The sequence below is a fragment of the Pseudomonas sp. NFACC05-1 genome (assembly GCF_900100135.1).
GTDB classification, from domain to species: Bacteria; Pseudomonadota; Gammaproteobacteria; order Pseudomonadales; family Pseudomonadaceae; genus Aquipseudomonas; species Aquipseudomonas fluorescens_Q.
The window spans coordinates 112,266-130,891 of sequence record NZ_FMTR01000014.1 but is presented as its reverse complement, the minus strand read 5'-3'; the positions used below and the strand labels follow the sequence as shown (position 1 = coordinate 130,891).

Sequence of the window (18,626 nt, the reverse complement as noted above, 5' to 3'; positions counted from 1 at the left end):
CCGGCAATCAACCCAAGTAGGCTTTTGGCGTAAAACCGGTCATTTGCTTGAAGAAGGCGATGAAGGCGCTGTCGCTGGCAAAGCCCAATTCGAAAGCGCTGTAACTCAGGCCGCGGCCGGTGGCGAGCAGTTCAATGGCGCGCATCAGGCGCCATTGCTGCCGCCATTGCTGATAGCCCATGCCGGTTTCCCGTTGAAAGATCCGGCCGATGGTCCGGCCACTGGCCCCGATTTGCTCTTCCAATACGTTCAATGTCGGCGGCAAATGCTGCAGTGCCGCGAGCAGAGGTGCCAGGCGTTTGTCCTGAGGCAGCGGCAGCAGCATCGGCTGTTGCGGTGCCTCGCGGATTTCATCCAGGCACAACCCCAGCAGGTGCTTGTTACGGCCTTGCGTCCAGTCGCTGTCGAACGCTGCGTCGGTGATCGGTTCGAGTACGGCGCGTAGCAGTGGCGATACATCGATGATGCACACGTGTGAAGGTAAGTCAGCGCACAGTGATGCCTTCAGGTAGATCGATCGATAATCCACGCTCTGTTGCATCACGGCGCGGTGGGGTATCAACGGCGGAATCCAGGCAGCTCGCGATGGTGGCAGCAAGCACAGTTGCTGCGCCAGGGTGATGCGAGTACAGCCCTGGCGTGTGAACAACAGTTGCCCGCGCTGATGTCGATGTACGCCGGAATCGTGATGACCCAGCGTTGCGGCGAGACCGATGACCGGCGCGTCATGGCGGTCGGGGTCGAATAGGGCATGAGCGTCGAGCCAGGCCATGACTTGTCCGATTTCGAGGATTATTTGTCAGGCTTCGGATAATACGACAGCCAATGGCTTCGTAGACTGCTCGCCCGTCTTCGAACGAGCTTGGCTTGCATGATTTCGCGACCTTTCCTTTGCCTGGCGATTGCCTTGGTGATGTTCCCGCAGATTGCCCAGACCCTCTACAGCCCAGCGTTGGCAGACATCAGCGCGAGTTTTGCCGTCAGTGCAGAAATGGCCGCGCAGCTGTTATCCACGTTTTTCTTGGGTTTCGCCCTGGGTGTAGCGGTGTGGGGGCGTGTGTGTGACCGCATCGGTCGCCGGCCCGCCATGTTGAGCGGGTTGGCCTTGTATGCTGCCGCGACGATGCTGGGGTTGAATGTCGACACCTTCGATGCGCTGCTGGCCGTTCAGGCCCTGGCTGCGTTTGGTGCGGCAGTTGGTTCGGTGGTGACCCAGACGGTCCTGCGTGATCGTTATCACGGTGTACAACTGGGCCAGGTTTTTTCAGTGATCGGTATTGCCCTCGCGGCCAGCCCAGCGATGGGTTTGTTCAGTGGCGCCAGCCTGGTACGACTCTTTGGTTACCAAGGCGTACTCGGCGGCCTATTGATGCTGTCGTTGGTTTTACTGGTGTGGTGCGCACGCGCCTTGCCCGAAACCCTGCCGGACCGTCTCCCTGCGCAACCCCTATCGAAGACACTGTGGCGCATGCTCAAGGACCCCTCCATCTGGTGTTCGTCGTTTCTTGTCGCCGCCTTCAATGTGGCGCTGTTCAGTTACTACAATCTCGCTCCGTTTCAGTTCGAACGGCTCGGATTGAGCCCCGAGTTGTTCGGCTACAGCGGCGTGATCCTGGCGCTGGGCTCGGGCTTGGGGGCTTGGCTGAACAAGCGTCTGTTGGCGCGAGGTTACGACGGTGGCCAGTTGTCGGCGGTGGCGGCAGTGGTGCTGCTGATCGGTGGCGTGAGTGTTCAAGGCTTGCTCGACAGCGGCGGTTTTGTTGTGGCGATGCTGCTGATCGTGTTGGCGTTTGGCATGGCGATACCCAACGTGCTGGGCGCCGCGTTGGTTCGCTATGGCGACTGCCTGGGTACTGCCGGGGCGTTGTTTGGCTTGTTCTATTACGTGTTGATTAGTGGTGCACTGATGCTCGCTGCCTGGTTTCAGGCGCTGGGCTGGACCTTGATACTGTGTGGCGTTCTGGCGGTGTGCTTGACGGTGCGCCGGGCTTGGTCCAGCTAGAGGGCAGTCCATTTGACCTGTGGGAGCGAGCTTGCTCGCGATAGCGGACTGACCTTCAACAGTGAGGGTGACTGATGCACCGCCATCGCGAGCAAGCTCGCTCCCACAGGACATTCTCAATCTGAAAGCTTCGGACGACAGGCACCGTAATAGGTTTGCTTCACATGAATAGTAACCATTACTATTCACACCCCGTTTCCACAGCGCGCCGCGATGACCCCCAAGTTGCCCCGCAGTCCCGGCTTTTTCGAGCATTACGAAGAGTTGATCGGCACCTGGACCCGTCGCCTGCGCAATCGCCAGCAGGCCGAGGACCTGGCCCATGACACCTTCGTGCGGGTGCTTGAGTCCGATTCGAGCGGGGTCGAGCAGCCACGGGCCTATTTGCATCAGACGGCGCGCAACATTGCAGTGGATGGCTATCGGCGCGAAGATCGACGGGGGGCCATGGAGGAGGCGGCCGTCGACCATAGCCAGTCGCTGTCGGGCGACCCGGAGCACTACATGCACGCGATCCAGCTGGCAGACTCCATCGAGCGAGCGCTTGCCGAGCTGCCGGCCAACTGCCGTACGGTGTTTGTCTGGCAGAAGATCGAAGGCCTGACCCAGGCGGAAATCGCCGAGCGTTTGGGCCTGTCCAAAAACATGGTGGAAAAATATATGATCCGCACCCTGCGGCATCTGCGCGATTGCCTGGACGGGCCTGGCCAATGATCCGTCGTCCTCTTCCACCTGAGCCACAGGACCTTCCATGATGGATAGCCGTGAATGCCCGTGCGGGCAGGACAGGGTTCGCGACGCGGCGGCGCAATGGTTCGTGCGCCTGCAAGCGCCCGCCATGAGTGTCGAGGAGCGCCAGCGTTTCGAAGCCTGGCTGGACGAACATGCCAACCACCGTGACGAAATTCAATTGCTCCAGGGTATCTGGAGCGCCACGGACCTGCTGCCCAAGGAACGCCTGCGAGCGCTGTGCGAACCTCCCGCCAAACGTCCCAAGCGTCGGCCACTGCTGCGCTATGCCGTCGCCGCCGGACTGTTCGCGGTGGCGCTGGGGTTGGGGCTGTTCAGCGGTTTGAGTTCTTCCACCGACTACAGCGGCGAATACACCACCGCCCTTGGCGAGCGTCGGCATATCGCCTTGCCGGACGGCTCGATGATCGACCTCAACAGCCGCAGCCGGGTGCGTATTCAATTTGCACATCATCAACGTCGGGTGGAACTGGTCGAAGGCGAGGCCATGTTCACGGTCGAGCATGATGCCGGCCGACCCTTCACCGTCGATGCGGGCAACGGCCAGGTGACGGTGACCGGGACGCGCTTCGACGTGCGTCGCGATGCCGACAAGACCCGGGTGGCGGTGGCGCAGGGCAGCGTCAAGGTCCAGGGACGCGATGCGTCGCGAGCCCAGTTCGTCAGCCTTACGCCGGGCCTCGGTACTCAGATCGATGCCCAGGGCAAAGTCGCCACACCTTACGCGGTCAACGCCGAGGCGCTCACCGCCTGGCGCAACGGCAAACTGGTGTTCGACAACGCGCCGCTCAAGGAAGTGGCCGAAGAGGTCTCCCGTTATCGCACTCACCCCCTGCGGGTCGGCAGTGCGGCGGTGGGCAACCTGCGCCTGACCAGCGTGTTCCGCGCCGACGATCCCGAGGCACTGCTCAAGGCGTTGCCGAGCATTCTGCCGGTGGCCGTGCGCAGCCTGGATGACGGCAGCCAGGAAATAATTGCGCGATAAATTCAGGTTTTTTTCGAGTTCTTCGTCTTCTTGTCCAACTGCAACTGGTTTGCATTAACAGACGCGTATTCTTGCGATTCGACAGGACAAGGTTCGACGTGAAAACAACCGCCAAAAACAACAACCGTACCCACGTACGCTGGCTGCCCCTGGCCCTGACCCTGGCGGTCAGCGCCGCTGTGCCCCAGGCGTACGCCGATCAGGCTACCACCGCCATTCACATCCAGGCGCAGCCGTTGGGGCAAGCCTTGAGCCAGCTCGGCCAGCAAACCGCGTTGCAGGTGTTCTTCAGCCCCGAACTGGTGGCCGGTAAACAAGCGCCGGCCGTGGACGGCACCCTGTCCCCGGAAGCGGCCTTGCACCAACTGCTGCAGGGCAGTGGCCTGCAATACCGGATTGATGACGGTTCGGCGACCGTATTGCCGGCGCCTTCGGCCTCCAGCGCCGGCCCGCTGGAGCTTGGCGCTACTGAAATCCAGGTGGTCGGTGACTGGCTCGGCGATGCCAACGCCGAGGTGGTGCAGAACCACCCCGGCGCGCGGACGGTGATCCGCCGCGAAGCGATGGTGGAGCAGGGCGCGATGAACGTCGGCGACGTGCTGCGGCGCGTGCCAGGGGTGCAGGTGCAGGACGCCAACGGCACGGGTGGCAGCGACATTTCCCTGAACGTCGGCGTGCGCGGCCTCACCTCACGCTTGTCGCCACGCTCCACGGTGTTGATCGACGGCGTGCCCGCAGCGTTCGCGCCCTACGGCCAGCCGCAACTGTCCATGGCGCCGATTTCCTCGGGCAACCTGGACAGTATCGACGTGGTGCGCGGCGCCGGTTCCGTGCGCTACGGGCCACAGAACGTCGGCGGGGTGATCAACTTCGTGACCCGGGCGATCCCGGAAAAAGCCACCGGTGAAATCGGCAGCACCCTGGAAACCTCCCAGCGCGGCGGCTGGAAGCACATCGACACGGCGTTTCTCGGCGGCACGGCGGACAATGGCCTGGGCGTTGCGCTGCTGTATTCTGGCGTGAACGGCAACGGCTATCGCCAGAGCAACAATGGCAACGACATCGACGACGTCATCCTCAAGACCCATTGGGCGCCCACCGAGGTGGACGACTTCTCGCTGAACTTCCATTACTACGACGCCAAGGCCGACATGCCCGGTGGCCTGACCCAGAAGCAATACGACGCCGATCCGTACCAGTCCGACCGCGACTGGGACAACTTCAGCGGCCGGCGCAAGGACGTGTCGTTCAAATGGTTGCGCCAGATCGACGACCGCACCCAGGCCGAAGTGCTGACCTATTACTCCGACAGTTACCGGGGCAGCACCATCGCTTCCCGGGACCAGCGCAACCTGGTGTCCTACCCGCGCACCTATTACACCTTCGGCATCGAGCCCCGGGTGTCCCACGTGTTCGACCTGGGCCCCACCACCCAAGAGGCCAGCGTGGGTTATCGCTACCTCAAGGAAGGCATGCACGAAGAGGCCAGTCGCCTGGCGTTGCGTGATAACGAACCAGTGGTGCGTCCGGGGGCCGACGGTCACGTCTACCAGGACCGTACCGGTGGCACTGAAGCCCACGCGGTGTATATCGATGACAAGATCGATGTCGGCAAGTGGACCATCACCCCGGGCATCCGCTTCGAAAGCATCAGCACCGAATGGCATGACCGCCCGGTGCTCGACACCGCCGGTCGCCCGGTGCAGGAAAAACGCCGCAGCATCGACAGCAACGAACCGCTGCCGGCCCTGAGCGTGATGTATCACCTGTCCGATGCCTGGAAGCTGTTCGCCAACTACGAGACCTCGTTCGGCAGCCTGCAGTATTTCCAGCTCGGCCAGGGCGGTGACGGCAACAACACCGCCAATGGCCTGAGCCCGGAAAAGGCCAAGACCTACGAGATCGGCACGCGCTACAACGATGACGTGTGGGGCGGGGAAGTGACGCTGTTCTACATCGACTTCGACGACGAATTGCAGTACATCAGCAACGACGTGGGCTGGACCAACATGGGCGCGACCAAGCACCAGGGGCTGGAGGCTTCGGTGCATTACGACATGGCCGCGCTCGACCCACGTCTCGAAGGCCTCACCGCCAATGCCGGTTTTACCTACACCCGTGCGACTTACGAAGGCCAGATCCCGAGCTTCAAGGGACGTGACCTGCCGTTCTATTCCCGGCAGGTGGCCAACGTGGGCCTGCGCTACGACGTCAATCGCTGGACCTACAACCTCGACGCCTTTGCCCAGTCCAAGCAGCGCTCACCGGGCAACAGCGTGAACGCCGATGGCAGCTTCAGCGACGACTACATCACCGATGGCAGCGCCGATGGGCAGTTTGGCGACATGCCGGGCTACGTGCTCTGGAACGTGCGCGCCGGTTATGACTTTGGCGCGCAGCTGTCGAACCTGAAAGTCGGCGCCGGGGTGAAGAACCTGTTCGACCATCAGTACTACACCCGTTCCAGTGACAACAACTCGGGCATCTACGTGGGCGCACCGCGTACGTTCTTTGTGCAGGCGAGTGTGGGGTTCTGATCGAGGACCAGGCCCTGTAGCTTGGAACACAATGCCAGGGGCTGAAATACAATCCAGTGGCGAGGGAGCTTGCTCCCGCTGGGTGGCGCAGCCGCCCCAAAATGGCCTGACGCCGTTTTCCAGGCAGACCGCATCGGCTGGTTTACGACTGCTGCGCAGCCGAGCGGGAGCAAGCTCCCTCGCCACAGAGAGCGGTGTGAGGCCTCAGACTTTCAACACTTTGCCACTGGCCGCCACCGCCACCAGCGATATCGCAATCAACCCAAACGCAAAGCTCAAGCTGCTGCCATGGGCGACGAAACCAATCAGCGCCGGGCCGGCAAGGATGCCGGCATAGCCGATGGTGGTGATGGCCGGCACAGCGATGGCCTCTGGCATCAAGGTCTGTTTGCCGACGGCGGTGTACAGCACCGGCACGATGTTCGAACACCCGGCGCCCACCAACCCATAGCCCAGTAGCGCGGCTTGCCACATCGGTGCGAGGGTCGCCAACAGGAACCCGGCTGCCGCGATCGATCCGCCATAGATGATCACGCGTTTGGCTCCGAGGCGATGTACCACTGAATCGCCGGTCAGCCGGCCGACGGTCATGGTCAGCGCGAAGGCGGCATAACCCAGCCCGGCATAGGCGGTATCCACCGCGCGTTCGGTGGCCAGGAATACGGCGCTCCAGTCCAGCACCGCGCCTTCGGCCAGGAATACGATGAAACACAGGATGCCGATAAACAGCACGACGCCGTGGGGAATGGCGAACGCCGGACCCGAGCTTTCACTGCCGTAGGGCAGCAGGTGCGGCGCAGCCTTGAACAACGCTACCAGCAGCACGCCATTGACCACCAGCGTCGCCCCCAGCGGCGAAAGCCCCAGGCCAAGCAGGGCACTGACACCCGCCGCGCCAATGATCCCGCCGAGACTGAACATGCCGTGGAAACCCGACATCATGGTCTTGCCACTGGCCCGTTCGACGATCACCGCTTGCAGGTTCACGGTCGAGTCCACGGTGCCGAGCCCGGCGCCAAACAGGAACAATGCGGCCACCAGCCAGGGCAGGGAAGTCATTGTCGCCAGTAACGGCAACGCCAGGCAGATCAGAATCGTACCGCCGCTGAGCACCCGCCGGCAGCCGAACCGCGTCGCCAGCGCACCGGAAATCGGCATCGCCAGGATCGACCCGACCCCCAGGCACAACAGCAGCAACCCGAGGGTGCCTTCATCCAGGTTCGCCCGCACCTTGGCGTAAGGCACCAGCGGCGCCCAGGCGGCGATGCCGATGCCGGCGATGAGATAGGCGATGCGGGTGGACATCTGTTCCAGGCGTCCGGGGATAAAGGTGGGCGGGGGCGTAATGGCAGTCATGAAACGTCCTTGGCTTACGTGCGATGCGGTGGTGCAGGCAGGAGCCTATGCTTGCATATCCACTGACCGCACCGCGACCCCAAGGTGCCGACGCGAATATCCGGTTGCCAGCAAGCTTTGCTCCCTGGCCTTTGCCGACATAAAGTAGCGGTCCTTGCTGGCTGATACCGGACAGATCCATGACGAAGTTTTATGACGCGCGCGGCAATATCTATGGCGTCATTTCCCCTCGGCAGGTTCGAGACCACGGCATCGCTCTGCCTCAGTCGGCTGCCCAGGCTGCGCAGACACGCGAGTCTTGGGCAACGGCTGCCGTGCACGCGTTCTGCGCCTGGGCGCCGGGCGAAGCTCCGCCGCAAGCCAAGGCTCATCGCAGTGACGGTTTGCTGATCGGCCCGTTCCAGAACGAACCGCCCTTTGATCTGTTGATCGTCAATACCGACGGCACCCTGGCCGAGCGCAGTGGCAACGGCTTGACGATTTTCTCCCAGGCCTTGCAAGAGCAGGGCTTGATGGCAGGGACGGGTGATTGCTTGCTGCAGGTCCATCACGATAAACCCGACGGTTTGTCACCGCTGCAAACCTCGGTTCGCGCTGCTGAATTCGAAGGCGCCCAAGGCTTCTGGCTGGACCTGGGCAAACCGCTGTTCGGGCCCGGCGCCGTCGGTGCCCAGGACGTCGAGCGTGTGATGTTCAACCAGTGCGATGTCAGCCGTGTGGCGGCGCTTGAACGATTGAACCCGGCGTGGGGCAACAGCCAGTTCGTGAACATTGGCAACCCGCATTGCGTGACGCTGGTGGACAGTGCCGAGGCGCTGCCGAGCAATTCGCAGATGCGTGCGCCGGCACTGTGCCAGAGCCTGACCCGCATCGCCTATGCTCCGCCGGGTGGGTCTGGAATGCCGTGCCCTATGGGGGTGAACCTGCAATGGGCCTGGCTCGAAGCCGAAGGGCGAATCGCCGCCCGGGTGTTCGAGCGGGGTGAAGGTCCCACCGCATCCTCGGGCACCAGCGCCAGTGCCGTGGCCAGTGCGGCATGGCGGGTGGGTTGGGTGCAGGCGGGGGCGGTGAGTGTGATGATGCCAGGGGGGACTGCGCCGATTTTGCTGGAAGAAGAGGCGGGAGAGTTGGCGCGGGTCAGGTTGTTTGGGACGGCGCGGTCTGTGCCCTAGAGCTTTCTGAAGGTTTGTGGCGTGGCCGATGCCGCTATCGCGAGCGCGCCCGCTCCCACAGGGACATCAGCCTGGCTGCTGCGCAAACTCCACCACCGGCATCTGCCGCTTCATCAGCACTTCACCGTTGCGAATCGAATAGAGCGGCAAGCCCTGGCTGCGGATCACTTCGTAGTCACTGTCCGCCGACAGGATCAGCAGGTTAGCCGGACGCCCGGGTTCCAGGCCATAACGCTCGCCCAGGGCCATGGCCTTGGCGCTGTTGTCGGTGACCAGGTCGAGGGCGCTTTGCAGGTTGCGGTAGCCGAGCATGTGGCAGATGTGCAGGCCGGCTTCGAGGACTCGCAAGATGTTGCCGTTGCCCAGCGGGTACCACGGGTCGACGATGGAGTCCTGGCCGAAGCACACATTCATCCCGGCCTCGAGCAGTTCATTGACCCGGGTGACACCGCGGCGTTTGGGGAAATTATCGAAGCGCCCTTGCAGGTGAATGCTTTCGGTCGGGCACGAGACAAAGCTGATGCCCGAATGCCCGAGCAGGCGGAACAGCTTGGCGCAGTAGGCGTTGTCGTAGGAGCCCATGGCCGTGGTGTGGCTGGCGGTGACACGCGTGCCCATGTCGCGGCTGCGGGCTTCTTCGGCGAGCACTTCGAGGAAACGTGAGTGCGGGTCATCGGTTTCGTCGCAATGCACATCCACCAGGCAGCCGGTGCGTTCGGCCAGGTCCATGAGGAATTTCACCGAGCTGACGCCCTGGTCGCGGGTGTACTCGAAGTGGGGAATGCCGCCCACCACGTCGGCGCCCATGCGGATCGCTTCTTCCATCAGCTCGCGGCCGTTGCGATAGGACTCGATGCCTTCCTGGGGAAACGCGACGATCTGCATGTCGATCAGGTGACGACTTTCCTCGCGCACTTGCAGCAGGGCCTTGAGCGCCGTGAGCTCGGGGTCGGTCACGTCGACGTGGGTGCGCACATGCTGGATGCCATGGGCGGCGAGGGCCTGGATGGTTTTCTTGGCGCGGGTCTTGGTGTCTTCCTCGGTGATGGTGGCCTTGCGTTCGCCCCAGCACTCGATGCCTTCGAACAGCGTGCCGCTCATGTTCCAGCGCGGTTCACCGGCGGTGAGCGTGGCGTCCAGGTGGATGTGTGGTTCGACGAAGGGCGGGACCACCAGGTTGCCGCCGGCATCGAGGTCTTCCGGGCCGAGGCTGGGTGCCTCGGTCTGGCGGGCGATGTTGGCGATCAAGCCGTTTTCCAGGTGCAGTTCATGCAAGCCTTCACGGTTACGCAGGCGGGCGTTGATGATGTGCATCAGGCGAATCCTTTAGAGGTTTTGTAGGGACGCATCAGCGGTGCGAGTACCCATTACGCTGATCAATAGCACATACGTTAGCGCGCCGGCAGCGATTCCTACCAGCGGCGCGACCCAGGGTGAATTGAACGCCGCGACGGTGCCAACCCCATAGGCCAACAGCCCGGGCCAGTTGAACGCCGGCAGTTGCGCCTCGGCCAGGCGCGGATAACGACCACGCCAGCGGAAGAAGAAATCGGCCATGATGACCCCGCCGATGGGTGGGATGACGGTGCCCAGCAGGATCAGGTATGGCACCAGCAGATCGTACATGCCCAGCAGCGCCAGCAACGTGCCGATCACCGCGCCGCCGAGGGTTACGGTCTTGCGCCGACGGGTGCGCAGCAGGTTGCAACCGGCCACGGCGAAGTTGTAGATGGTGTTGTCCTGGGTGCTCCAGATGTTGAGCAGCAGCATCGCCATCGCCGCCATGGCGAAGCCCTGCAGCAGCAACACTTCGACCACGTCCGGTTGTTGATAGACGATGGCCCCGTAGGCGCCGATCAGCACCATCAGGCCGTTACCCAGGAAGAAGCCGATTAGGCTCGCCAGCACCGCGACCTTCGCCGAGCGGGAGAAACGCGTCCAATTGGTGGCCTGGGTCGCGCCGCTGACGAAGGTGCCGAACACCAACGTGATGGCGGTGGACCAGTCGAGGCTGCCCGTCGGCACCACCGCCAACAAGCCTTCGAAGCCGCCGACCTTCACCGTCGCGACCCACATCGACAGCATCAGCAGCAACATCATGGCCGGCACGGCAATGTAGGAGAGGATTTCCAAGCCGCGATAACCAATGTAGGCCGTGGCGCAGAACCCCAGGCCGAACAGCACCATCAACCCGAGCACGGTGCTCTCGCTCAACTCGAAATACTTGCCCAACACCACCGCGGCAGTCGCCGTGCCCCAGGCGTACCAGCCGATCTGGGTGAACCCCAGGATCAAGTCACTGAGCTTGCTGCCCACCTCGCCGAAACAGAAACGCCCCATCAACACCGAATTGAGCCCGCTCTTGAAGGCGATATAGCCCAGGCCTGCGGCGTAGAGGCCCAGCAGCAGATTGCCGATGACGATGACCGTGAGCATCTCGGCAAAACCGAACGCTACCCCCAGCTTGCCGCCGGCAAACATGGTGGCGGTGAAAAAGGTGAAACCCAGCAGCACCATGGCCGTGGAGGCCAGGCCCTTGCGAGCGTGCATCGGGACTTCGCTCAAGGGATAGTCATTGCCCGGATCGTTCTGAGTCATGTGGCGGTCCTTGCGGATGATGGGGATATCGCAAACGTGCAGCGCCCGTGCCAAGCGAGTGATCGCGAGGTTATTTATAGACAATCCTGGGGATTGGGTGGGCGCAGGGACCAAAAGCGGTGCAAGAGTGATTCAAGTTGGAACACGGATCTCACTCGCAGGGAATCCCCTGTGGGAGCGGTTTCTTCAGGGACCAAGATGCAATGGCAGGAACCGCAACACCGCCGCGACGATGGCCTCCGGCGCGTCTTCCTGGACCAGGTGCCCGGCATTTGGAATGGGATGAAATTGTGCCCCTGGGATCATCCGTTGCAGGGCCCGGCCGCGCTCGATGGGAATCCACTGATCATCCTCGCCCCACAGGATCTGGGTCGGGCAGCGCACGTTCGGATACAGCCCCTCGGCTTCCCGGGTGTAGCGTTCGTCCATCTGCGCGATCTGCCGGTAGAACGCCGCCTGGCCCGGCTCGCCAAGCCACGGCTGCACGTAGGGCGCCAGTTCCGCGTCCGGGATGTCCCGTTTGATCGCGCCGCGGACATAGGTCGGCACGATGGCCCGCTGAATGTAGTCGGGCAGGCCGCTGAAGGCCGCTTCATGCTGGCGGACATGCTGCACAAAGGGCGAACCCCAGGGTGACAGCGCCACGGGGTCGATCAGGGTCAGGCTGCGGTAATCCTTGCCGTTTAGCAGGTGCGTGCGCAGGGCCGTGGCACCGCCAAAGTCATGGGCCACCACATCCGGGCAATCCAGGCGCCAATGCTCCAGCAATTGTGCGAACAACAGGTTTTGCACGCCGAGGGACACGTCGGCATCGGGTTGCGCGGATTGGCCATACCCCAGCAGGTCGAAGTAATGCACCCGGTGGGTGGCGAAGAACAGCGGGGCGATCCGGTGCCACACGTAGGAAGAGAAAGGAGTGCCGTGGACAAACACCAACGGCGGGCCATCGCCGTGGATGGCGTAGCGGATGCAGTGCCCGTTGAAGTCGTATGTTTGATCCAGCGTCCAGTGGGTCATGATCGATACTCCCCAGAAAATGGCTCAGGGGCTAGAGCATAGGCCAATGCCATTGAGCAGGGGAGACACCCTTGTGGCGAGGGAGCTTGCTCCCGCTGGGCCGCGAAGCGGTCCTCAAGCCTGAGATTGCGGTGTATCAGGTTGAATCGAGTCGCTGCTTTTGGGGCTGCTGCCCAGCCCAGCGGGAGCAAGCTCCCTCGCCACAGAAGCTCCCTTGCCACAAGGAAAGGGGTTATTCGCCGTGGTAGATGCAACCGCTGGTGCAGGTCTCATGGATGCGGATGGCGCTGAGTTCCGGCAGCAATGGCTTCAATTCATTCCAGATCCACTTGGCCAGGACTTCGCTGGTAGGGTTTTCCAGGCCAGGAATGTCGTTGAGGTAGTTGTGGTCCAGGCGCTCGTAGAGCGGCTTGAAGATCGCCTTGATTTCCGAGAAGTCACGAATCCAGCCCGTGTGCGGATCGATGTCGCCGCTCAGGTGGATCGCCACTTTGAACGAGTGGCCGTGAAGGCGGCCGCACTTGTGGCCGTCCGGCACGTGGGGCAGGCGGTGAGCGGATTCGAAGGTAAACTCTTTGAAGATTTCCACAGGTTCGGGCTCTTTGAAGGTAGCGGTCGCGAGGCAGGCGGCGGAGTTTATCAGTTTGATAACGGTGTTGCGCGACCGTGCTGACTAAAGGGTCAGCAAACGCTCGCCCAAGCCACCGTTGGCCGTCAGCTCCAGGAACTCGTCACCGAGCCGGCGGCTCTCGTCCATCGCCGTTCGCCAGTACTTGCGGCGGCTCGGGTCATCGCCCATGAAGCGCTTGAAGTCGTTGCGGTCCGGCAGTTTGCCGTAGGGCAGGCGCGCCAGGTATTCACGGGACGGTGCCAGCAGCAGCACGTCTTGCAGGCGGTCGACGTTGCCCCGGCGCCACGGCAGGCCCTTGTCGAACCAGCCGGGGATGACCCGGTCGGTGAAATGCGGGTAGAGCACGATGTCCTCGCCGCTGTAGGGCAGGTCGAGGTGGTAGTCCAGCAGACCGCCGTCGCGGTAGGTACCGGCACCGGCGCCCGGCAGGTCGCGCACGCCTTCCATCACCATCGGGATCGAGCCCGAGGCCAGCAGGGCCTGGCGCAGGTTGCCGGCCGCCAGCGGAACGAAGCGTGACGGAAAGTCATTCAACGGATGCAGGGGCGGGGCCAGGCGCGGGTCATGGATGATCAGCCGTTCGAAATGCCGCGACAGCCGCGCCCGACCTCGCAGGTTGTCGGCGATCACCGACGACAAGCCCAGGCCCAGCCGGCCGCGATGATCCTGGGCCAGCAGGCCGTGGCTCTTGACCACCATGATGTTGAGCCGGTATCGCGGGTTATCGAGGATCGAAGCGTCGCGGCCGTCGAGCAAATCATCGAGCATGCGTTGCGAGCTTTGGCTGACCCCGGCCATGGTCACGCCTTTGGCAAAGCTTTGTTCGTTGTACAAGGTGCCCAGGCGCCGGATGCCCTCGGCGGCATCCGGCAGGCAGGCGCTGGCGAAGCGCCAGGCACCCACCGAGGCCCCGATCAGCGAGCGCTCCCGGGGCGCGGCGGGCAGCCATTCGTCGAACAGCGCCAAGTCCAGCCCCTGGATGCCCAGGGCCTTGGGACCACCGGCAGCGCCCGGCAGGATGCCGACGTCGGCGGCGTTCAAGCCGGCCTGGCGAATCCGCGCGAACGCACGGGGGCCGGCCTTGAGGGTGAGGGCGGGAAACTTGATGTGGATGGCGGTCATACCGGTCTCGAATGCGGGTAAGCGGCTGATTATAACGACACAAAACCTTGTTATTGATGTGGGTCCCATGATGGCCATTCAGTTTCAGTTAAGTTCACCCCGATACAGTCGCCCCGGTAAAGATTATAAGAAGGAGATACCCCATGAACCGCCTGACTGCCTTTTTTATCGCGACCCTGATGGCACTGGGAACCAGCCTGGTTCACGCACGAGACCTGGACACGGACGAAGCCCGCAAACTGCAAGACGCTGGTACCATCCTGTCCTTTGAAAAACTCAACGCCGCTGCCCTGGCCGAACACCCTGGCGCCACCTTGACCGATACCGAGCTGGACGAAGAGTACGGCAAGTACATTTACCAGGTGGATTTGCGCGATACGAAGGGCATTGAGTGGGATCTGGAATTGGACGCCACCAACGGCAAGGTGCTCAAGAATCATCAGGATACGTAATGAAGCTTAATCTGCGCGCCCATAATCGATGGGCGCTGGCGCTGCTGGCGTTTTGTTCGCTGGCCGTGGCCCGGGACCTGGATCAGGACGAGGCCCTGCAACTGCGCCAGCAGGGTGTGATCTTGCCGCTGGAGCAACTGCTGCAACAGGCGCTGGACCTGCACCCGGGCGCCAAACTGCTGGAAGCCGAGCTGGAGGAGAAACACGGCGTCTATATTTATGAGGTCGAGTTGCTGGACACCGACGGCGTCGTGCGCGAATTGGACCTGGAGGCCGCGACCGGCCGCTTACTCAAAGATAAGGAAGACTGATGCGCCTGCTTCTGGTGGAAGATCACGTGCCCCTGGCTGATGAATTGATGGCCGGGCTTGCACGCCAGGGCTACGCCGTCGACTGGCTCGCCGATGGTCGCGACGCGGTGTACCAGGGCAGCAGCGAACCCTACGACCTGATCATCCTCGATCTCGGCCTGCCGGGCGTGCCGGGGCTTGAGGTGCTCGCCCAATGGCGTGCCGGTGGTTTGAGCACGCCAGTGTTGATCCTTACCGCGCGCGGTTCCTGGGCCGAGCGCATCGAAGGCCTCAAGGCCGGGGCCGACGATTACCTGACCAAACCTTTTCATCCTGAAGAGCTGCAGTTGCGGATCCAGGCGTTGCTGCGCCGCTCCCACGGCCAGGTCAACCAGCCGACGCTGAAGTCGGCCGGGTTGCACCTGGATGAGAGTCGCCAGTGCGTGGTCCGCGACGGCACCGACATCCAGCTCACGGCCGCCGAGTTCCGCCTGTTGCGCTATTTCATGCTGCATCCCGAGCAGATCCTTTCTAAAAGCCATCTCGCCGAACACCTGTACGACGGTGAGACCGAGCGCGATTCCAACGTGCTTGAAGTCCACGTCAATCACTTGCGGCGCAAGCTGGGCCGCAGCGTGATCGAAACCCGTCGCGGCCAGGGTTACCTGTTCGGCGGGCAGGCGCAGTGAGATCCATCCAGCGGCGCCTGAGCCTGGGGTTGATCGGTGTGATGGTGGTGGTCGGCCTGGTTCTGGCACAGACCAGCCTGTGGTTGTTCGAGCTGGGCTTGCAGCGTTACCTGGAAGCCGGGCTGCGCAACGACAGCGAAAACCTGCTGGTGGCCCTGGTGCGCGGCCCGCAGGGGCTGCAACTGGATGAACGACGCTTGTCGCCGGCCTATCAGCGGCCGTTTTCCGGACATTATTTCCGTATCGACTTTGCCGATGTGCACTGGCGCTCCCGCTCCCTGTGGGACCAGGAATTGCCCCGGCTCGATCACCCGGGCCTGCACAGCAACCTGCAACTGGGGCCTGAGGGCCAGAAGCTGCTGGTGCTACGCACCGACTATCGACGGCTGGGCCAGGCGATCTCCATCAGCGTGGCCCAGGATTACACGCCGGTGCGTGACAGCTTCCGCCGAATGCAGCAGATCGGCCTGGGGCTCGGGTTGGCGGGGTTGCTGTTGATTCTGTTGCTGCAACGCATCACCGTGCGCCGCGCCTTGCGTCCGCTGGACCGGGCGCGGGAGCAGATTGCCCAGTTGCAGCGCGGGCAGCGTTCGCAACTCGACGAACAGGTGCCACGGGAGCTGGAACCGCTGGTGGCGCAAATCAACCATCTGCTGGCCCACACCGAGGACAGCCTCAAGCGTTCACGCAACGCCCTGGGCAACCTCGGCCATGCCTTGAAGACCCCGCTGGCGGTGCTGCAAAGCCTGGCTTCGAACGAGAAGCTCGATCCGTATCCCGAGTTGCGCAAGCTGCTGCTCGATCAACTGGAGCAGGTCCGCCAGCGCCTGAACCGGGAACTCAACCGCGCCCGCTTGTCCGGCGATGCCTTGCCCGGCGCGCACCTGGACTGCGATGCCGAGCTGCCGGGATTGCTCGCCACACTGAACATGATCCACGGCGAACACCTGCACCTGAGCTACGCTGCCCCGCCGGGCCTGCACCTGCCCTGGGATCGTGAAGACCTGCTGGAGCTGTTGGGCAACCTGCTGGACAACGCCTGCAAATGGGCCGACGCCGAAGTGCGCCTGACCATGACCGAGACAGCCGACGGATTCAGTCTGGCCGTGGAAGACGACGGCCCGGGCATCCCCAGGGATCGCCGCGACCAGGTGTTCAGCCGCGGCACGCGGCTGGATGAACAGACCGATGGACACGGCTTGGGCCTGGGCATCGTGCGGGACATCGTCGACACCTGGGGCGGCCTGCTGGCGTTGGACGACAGCGAGTGGGGTGGATTGAAGGTCGTGATTGAGTTGCCCAAGCGCTGACCTCTATCGCATGGCGCCGCCCTACTGTGGGAGCGAGCTTGCTCGCGATGGCGTCAGTTCAGCCACATGGATAGCTACCGAAAGATCGCTATCGCGAGCAAGCTCGCTCCCACTAGGGTGGGGCGGCGGTGGTAGTCAATATTGCGAGATTTGAAAACCCGCCCCACGGCCCTTGCAGCTTGCCGCCGCTTGCTGCAAAGTCGCGACCTTTTTGTCCGGTGGCTTTCCATCGCTGTGCTTTGAGGTAATGATGATAAATGCAGTAATTGCCGCGGTTGGCGTCATGCTGGTGCTCAGCCTGGCCCGCGTGCATGTGGTGATCGCGCTGATTATCGGTGCGTTGGTGGGTGGCCTGACGGGTGGCCTGGGGATCGAGGCGACGCTCAAGGCGTTCAACGCCGGCCTGGGTGGTGGTGCGACGGTGGCGTTGTCCTACGCCTTGCTCGGCGCGTTCGCCGTGGCGATTGCCAAGTCTGGCATGGCCCACGCCCTGGCGGACAAAGCCCTGGCCCTGGTGGATCGCCAGGACACCGCCGGCGGCACGGGCGTCAAATGGGTGCTGATCGGTCTGCTGGGAACGGTCGCGGTCGCCTCCCAGAACATTTTGCCGATCCATATCGCTTTCATTCCGCTGCTGGTGCCGCCGCTGCTCTATGTGCTGACCAAGTTGCAGCTGGACCGCCGGTTGATCGCCTGCGTCATGACCTTCGGCCTGATCACCCCCTACATGTTCCTGCCGGTTGGTTTCGGCAATATCTTCCTCAACGAAATCCTCCTGGCCAACATCGCCCGCAGCGGTGTGGACGTCAGTGGCATCAACGTCACCCATGCCATGGGCATCCCGGCGCTGGGCATGGTGTTTGGTCTGCTGTTGTCGTTGTTCTCCTACCGCAAGAAGCGCGTCTATGACCTGAAGAAAATCGCCCGGGTCGAGCAAGTGGCCGTGCGCTACAACCCACTGAGCCTGATGGTGGCCGGTTTTGCGGTGGCGGCGGCGTTTGCGGTGCAACTGCTGGTGGACTCGATGATCATCGGCGCCCTGGTCGGGTTCCTGATTTTCTCGCTGTCGGGGGTGGTGCGCTGGCGCGAGACTGACGACCTGTTCACCGAAGGCATGAAGATGATGGCGATGATCGGCTTCATCATGATCGCGGCCTCAGGCTTCGCCGAAGTGATGAAGGCCACCGGCGAAGTCCAGAGCCTGGTGGAGTCTTCGGCGGCCTGGATCGGCCACAACAAGGGCATTGGCGCGCTGATGATGTTGCTGGTGGGGCTGCTGGTGACCATGGGCATCGGCTCGTCGTTTTCCACGGTGCCGATCCTGGCGACGATTTTCGTGCCACTGTGCCTGCAACTGGGCTTCAGCCCGCTGGCGATCGTCTGCATCGTCGGCACCGCCGGCGCCCTGGGCGATGCCGGCTCGCCCGCCTCGGACTCGACCCTGGGCCCGACCTCCGGCCTGAACATCGACGGCCAGCACCATCACATCTGGGACACCGTGGTCCCGACCTTCATCCACTACAACCTGCCGCTGCTGGTGTTTGGTTGGGTGGCGGCGATGGTGTTGTAAGGCTGATTCAACAGGGCTCAAGGACCGAGTCGCATCCTTCGCGAGCAAGCCCGCTCCCACACTGGATCCGCAATGAACACAGAATATGTGTGCACCAGCGATCCCTTGTGGGAGCGGGCTTGCTCGCGATGAGGCCTTTGAATCC

17 protein-coding genes are annotated in these 18,626 nt (G+C 62.9%); 10 read left to right on the top strand and 7 right to left on the bottom strand.

The window, feature by feature from the left end; genetic code table 11:
- Nucleotides 1–7: 7 nt before the first annotated feature.
- Nucleotides 8–772, bottom strand: coding sequence for an AraC family transcriptional regulator (locus BLO97_RS20290; RefSeq protein WP_092149224.1), 765 nt, complete (start codon nucleotides 770–772; stop codon nucleotides 8–10).
- A gap of 99 nt (nucleotides 773–871) precedes the next feature.
- Between BLO97_RS20290 and BLO97_RS20285 the strand changes: the two genes are divergently transcribed.
- The 4 genes from BLO97_RS20285 (at nucleotide 872) to BLO97_RS20270 (ending at nucleotide 6,274) form a co-directional block, all read left to right on the top strand.
- Nucleotides 872–2,002, top strand: coding sequence for an MFS transporter (locus BLO97_RS20285; RefSeq protein ID WP_092347672.1), 1,131 nt, complete (start codon nucleotides 872–874; stop codon nucleotides 2,000–2,002).
- Between the two features lie 213 nt (nucleotides 2,003–2,215).
- Nucleotides 2,216–2,716 (top strand): sigma-70 family RNA polymerase sigma factor, encoded by a 501-nt coding sequence (locus tag BLO97_RS20280; protein WP_092149230.1) that lies wholly within the window; start codon nucleotides 2,216–2,218, stop codon nucleotides 2,714–2,716.
- A 37-nt stretch (nucleotides 2,717–2,753) separates the two neighbouring features.
- Complete coding sequence (locus BLO97_RS20275) at nucleotides 2,754–3,737, top strand: FecR family protein (protein ID WP_092347669.1); 984 nt, start codon at nucleotides 2,754–2,756, stop codon at nucleotides 3,735–3,737.
- 98 nt (nucleotides 3,738–3,835) lie between these two features.
- Nucleotides 3,836–6,274 (top strand): TonB-dependent siderophore receptor, encoded by a 2,439-nt coding sequence (locus BLO97_RS20270; protein WP_092347666.1) that lies wholly within the window; start codon nucleotides 3,836–3,838, stop codon nucleotides 6,272–6,274.
- A gap of 204 nt (nucleotides 6,275–6,478) precedes the next feature.
- Here BLO97_RS20270 and BLO97_RS20265 read toward each other — a convergent pair whose 3' ends face one another.
- Nucleotides 6,479–7,630, bottom strand: a complete 1,152-nt coding sequence (locus BLO97_RS20265; RefSeq protein ID WP_092347663.1) for an MFS transporter — start codon at nucleotides 7,628–7,630, stop codon at nucleotides 6,479–6,481.
- A 179-nt stretch (nucleotides 7,631–7,809) separates the two neighbouring features.
- Between BLO97_RS20265 and BLO97_RS20260 the strand changes: the two genes are divergently transcribed.
- On the top strand, nucleotides 7,810–8,802 hold the full coding sequence (locus BLO97_RS20260) for a diaminopimelate epimerase (RefSeq protein WP_092347660.1): 993 nt from the start codon (nucleotides 7,810–7,812) through the stop codon (nucleotides 8,800–8,802).
- Nucleotides 8,803–8,868: 66 nt separating this feature from the next.
- Here BLO97_RS20260 and codA read toward each other — a convergent pair whose 3' ends face one another.
- From codA to BLO97_RS20235, 5 genes are all read right to left on the bottom strand, one after another.
- Nucleotides 8,869–10,116, bottom strand: a complete 1,248-nt coding sequence (codA, locus tag BLO97_RS20255; RefSeq protein WP_092347657.1) for a cytosine deaminase — start codon at nucleotides 10,114–10,116, stop codon at nucleotides 8,869–8,871.
- Nucleotides 10,117–10,128: 12 nt separating this feature from the next.
- Nucleotides 10,129–11,400, bottom strand: a complete 1,272-nt coding sequence (gene codB / locus BLO97_RS20250) for a cytosine permease (protein ID WP_072345861.1) — start codon at nucleotides 11,398–11,400, stop codon at nucleotides 10,129–10,131.
- Between the two features lie 186 nt (nucleotides 11,401–11,586).
- Nucleotides 11,587–12,417: an alpha/beta fold hydrolase gene (locus tag BLO97_RS20245; RefSeq protein WP_092347654.1), complete on the bottom strand. Its 831-nt coding sequence runs from the start codon at nucleotides 12,415–12,417 to the stop codon at nucleotides 11,587–11,589.
- Between the two features lie 232 nt (nucleotides 12,418–12,649).
- Nucleotides 12,650–13,006 carry a 6-carboxytetrahydropterin synthase QueD gene (gene queD / locus BLO97_RS20240; RefSeq protein WP_003203918.1) on the bottom strand — a complete coding sequence of 119 codons (357 nt, stop codon included), beginning with the start codon at nucleotides 13,004–13,006 and terminating at the stop codon, nucleotides 12,650–12,652.
- An 84-nt stretch (nucleotides 13,007–13,090) separates the two neighbouring features.
- Nucleotides 13,091–14,170, bottom strand: a complete 1,080-nt coding sequence (locus BLO97_RS20235) for a hypothetical protein (RefSeq protein WP_092149248.1) — start codon at nucleotides 14,168–14,170, stop codon at nucleotides 13,091–13,093.
- A gap of 143 nt (nucleotides 14,171–14,313) precedes the next feature.
- Between BLO97_RS20235 and BLO97_RS20230 the strand changes: the two genes are divergently transcribed.
- The 5 genes from BLO97_RS20230 (at nucleotide 14,314) to BLO97_RS20210 (ending at nucleotide 18,481) form a co-directional block, all read left to right on the top strand.
- The gene (locus BLO97_RS20230) at nucleotides 14,314–14,622 is read left to right on the top strand and encodes a PepSY domain-containing protein (RefSeq protein ID WP_063320292.1); all 309 of its coding nucleotides are present in this window, start codon (nucleotides 14,314–14,316) and stop codon (nucleotides 14,620–14,622) included.
- A complete protein-coding gene (locus tag BLO97_RS20225; protein WP_063320293.1) occupies nucleotides 14,622–14,933 on the top strand; it encodes a PepSY domain-containing protein in 312 nt (103 codons plus the stop codon). Before BLO97_RS20230 ends, BLO97_RS20225 begins: the two co-directional genes overlap by 1 nt.
- Nucleotides 14,933–15,601: a response regulator transcription factor gene (locus BLO97_RS20220; RefSeq protein WP_063320294.1), complete on the top strand. Its 669-nt coding sequence runs from the start codon at nucleotides 14,933–14,935 to the stop codon at nucleotides 15,599–15,601. The genes BLO97_RS20225 and BLO97_RS20220 overlap by 1 nt, the downstream gene beginning before the upstream one ends.
- Nucleotides 15,598–16,911 (top strand): sensor histidine kinase, encoded by a 1,314-nt coding sequence (locus BLO97_RS20215; RefSeq protein WP_063320295.1) that lies wholly within the window; start codon nucleotides 15,598–15,600, stop codon nucleotides 16,909–16,911. Before BLO97_RS20220 ends, BLO97_RS20215 begins: the two co-directional genes overlap by 4 nt.
- A gap of 253 nt (nucleotides 16,912–17,164) precedes the next feature.
- On the top strand, nucleotides 17,165–18,481 hold the full coding sequence (locus tag BLO97_RS20210) for a Na+/H+ antiporter family protein (RefSeq protein WP_175489856.1): 1,317 nt from the start codon (nucleotides 17,165–17,167) through the stop codon (nucleotides 18,479–18,481).
- The last annotated feature ends 145 nt before the right edge of the window (nucleotides 18,482–18,626 follow it).

Excerpts from the sequence above, each read along its gene's own strand:
- BLO97_RS20290 (WP_092149224.1), bottom strand. The coding sequence starts at position 772 with ATGGCCTGGCTCGACGCTCATGCCCTATTCGACCCCGACCGCCATGAC.
- BLO97_RS20285 (WP_092347672.1), top strand. The coding sequence starts at position 872 with ATGATTTCGCGACCTTTCCTTTGCCTGGCGATTGCCTTGGTGATGTTC.
- BLO97_RS20280 (WP_092149230.1), top strand. The coding sequence starts at position 2,216 with ATGACCCCCAAGTTGCCCCGCAGTCCCGGCTTTTTCGAGCATTACGAA.
- BLO97_RS20275 (WP_092347669.1), top strand. The coding sequence starts at position 2,754 with ATGATGGATAGCCGTGAATGCCCGTGCGGGCAGGACAGGGTTCGCGAC.
- BLO97_RS20265 (WP_092347663.1), bottom strand. The coding sequence starts at position 7,630 with ATGACTGCCATTACGCCCCCGCCCACCTTTATCCCCGGACGCCTGGAA.
- BLO97_RS20260 (WP_092347660.1), top strand. The coding sequence starts at position 7,810 with ATGACGAAGTTTTATGACGCGCGCGGCAATATCTATGGCGTCATTTCC.
- codA (WP_092347657.1), bottom strand. The coding sequence starts at position 10,116 with ATGCACATCATCAACGCCCGCCTGCGTAACCGTGAAGGCTTGCATGAA.
- codB (WP_072345861.1), bottom strand. The coding sequence starts at position 11,400 with ATGACTCAGAACGATCCGGGCAATGACTATCCCTTGAGCGAAGTCCCG.
- BLO97_RS20245 (WP_092347654.1), bottom strand. The coding sequence starts at position 12,417 with ATGACCCACTGGACGCTGGATCAAACATACGACTTCAACGGGCACTGC.
- BLO97_RS20235 (WP_092149248.1), bottom strand. The coding sequence starts at position 14,170 with ATGACCGCCATCCACATCAAGTTTCCCGCCCTCACCCTCAAGGCCGGC.
- BLO97_RS20230 (WP_063320292.1), top strand. The coding sequence starts at position 14,314 with ATGAACCGCCTGACTGCCTTTTTTATCGCGACCCTGATGGCACTGGGA.
- BLO97_RS20225 (WP_063320293.1), top strand. The coding sequence starts at position 14,622 with ATGAAGCTTAATCTGCGCGCCCATAATCGATGGGCGCTGGCGCTGCTG.
- BLO97_RS20220 (WP_063320294.1), top strand. The coding sequence starts at position 14,933 with ATGCGCCTGCTTCTGGTGGAAGATCACGTGCCCCTGGCTGATGAATTG.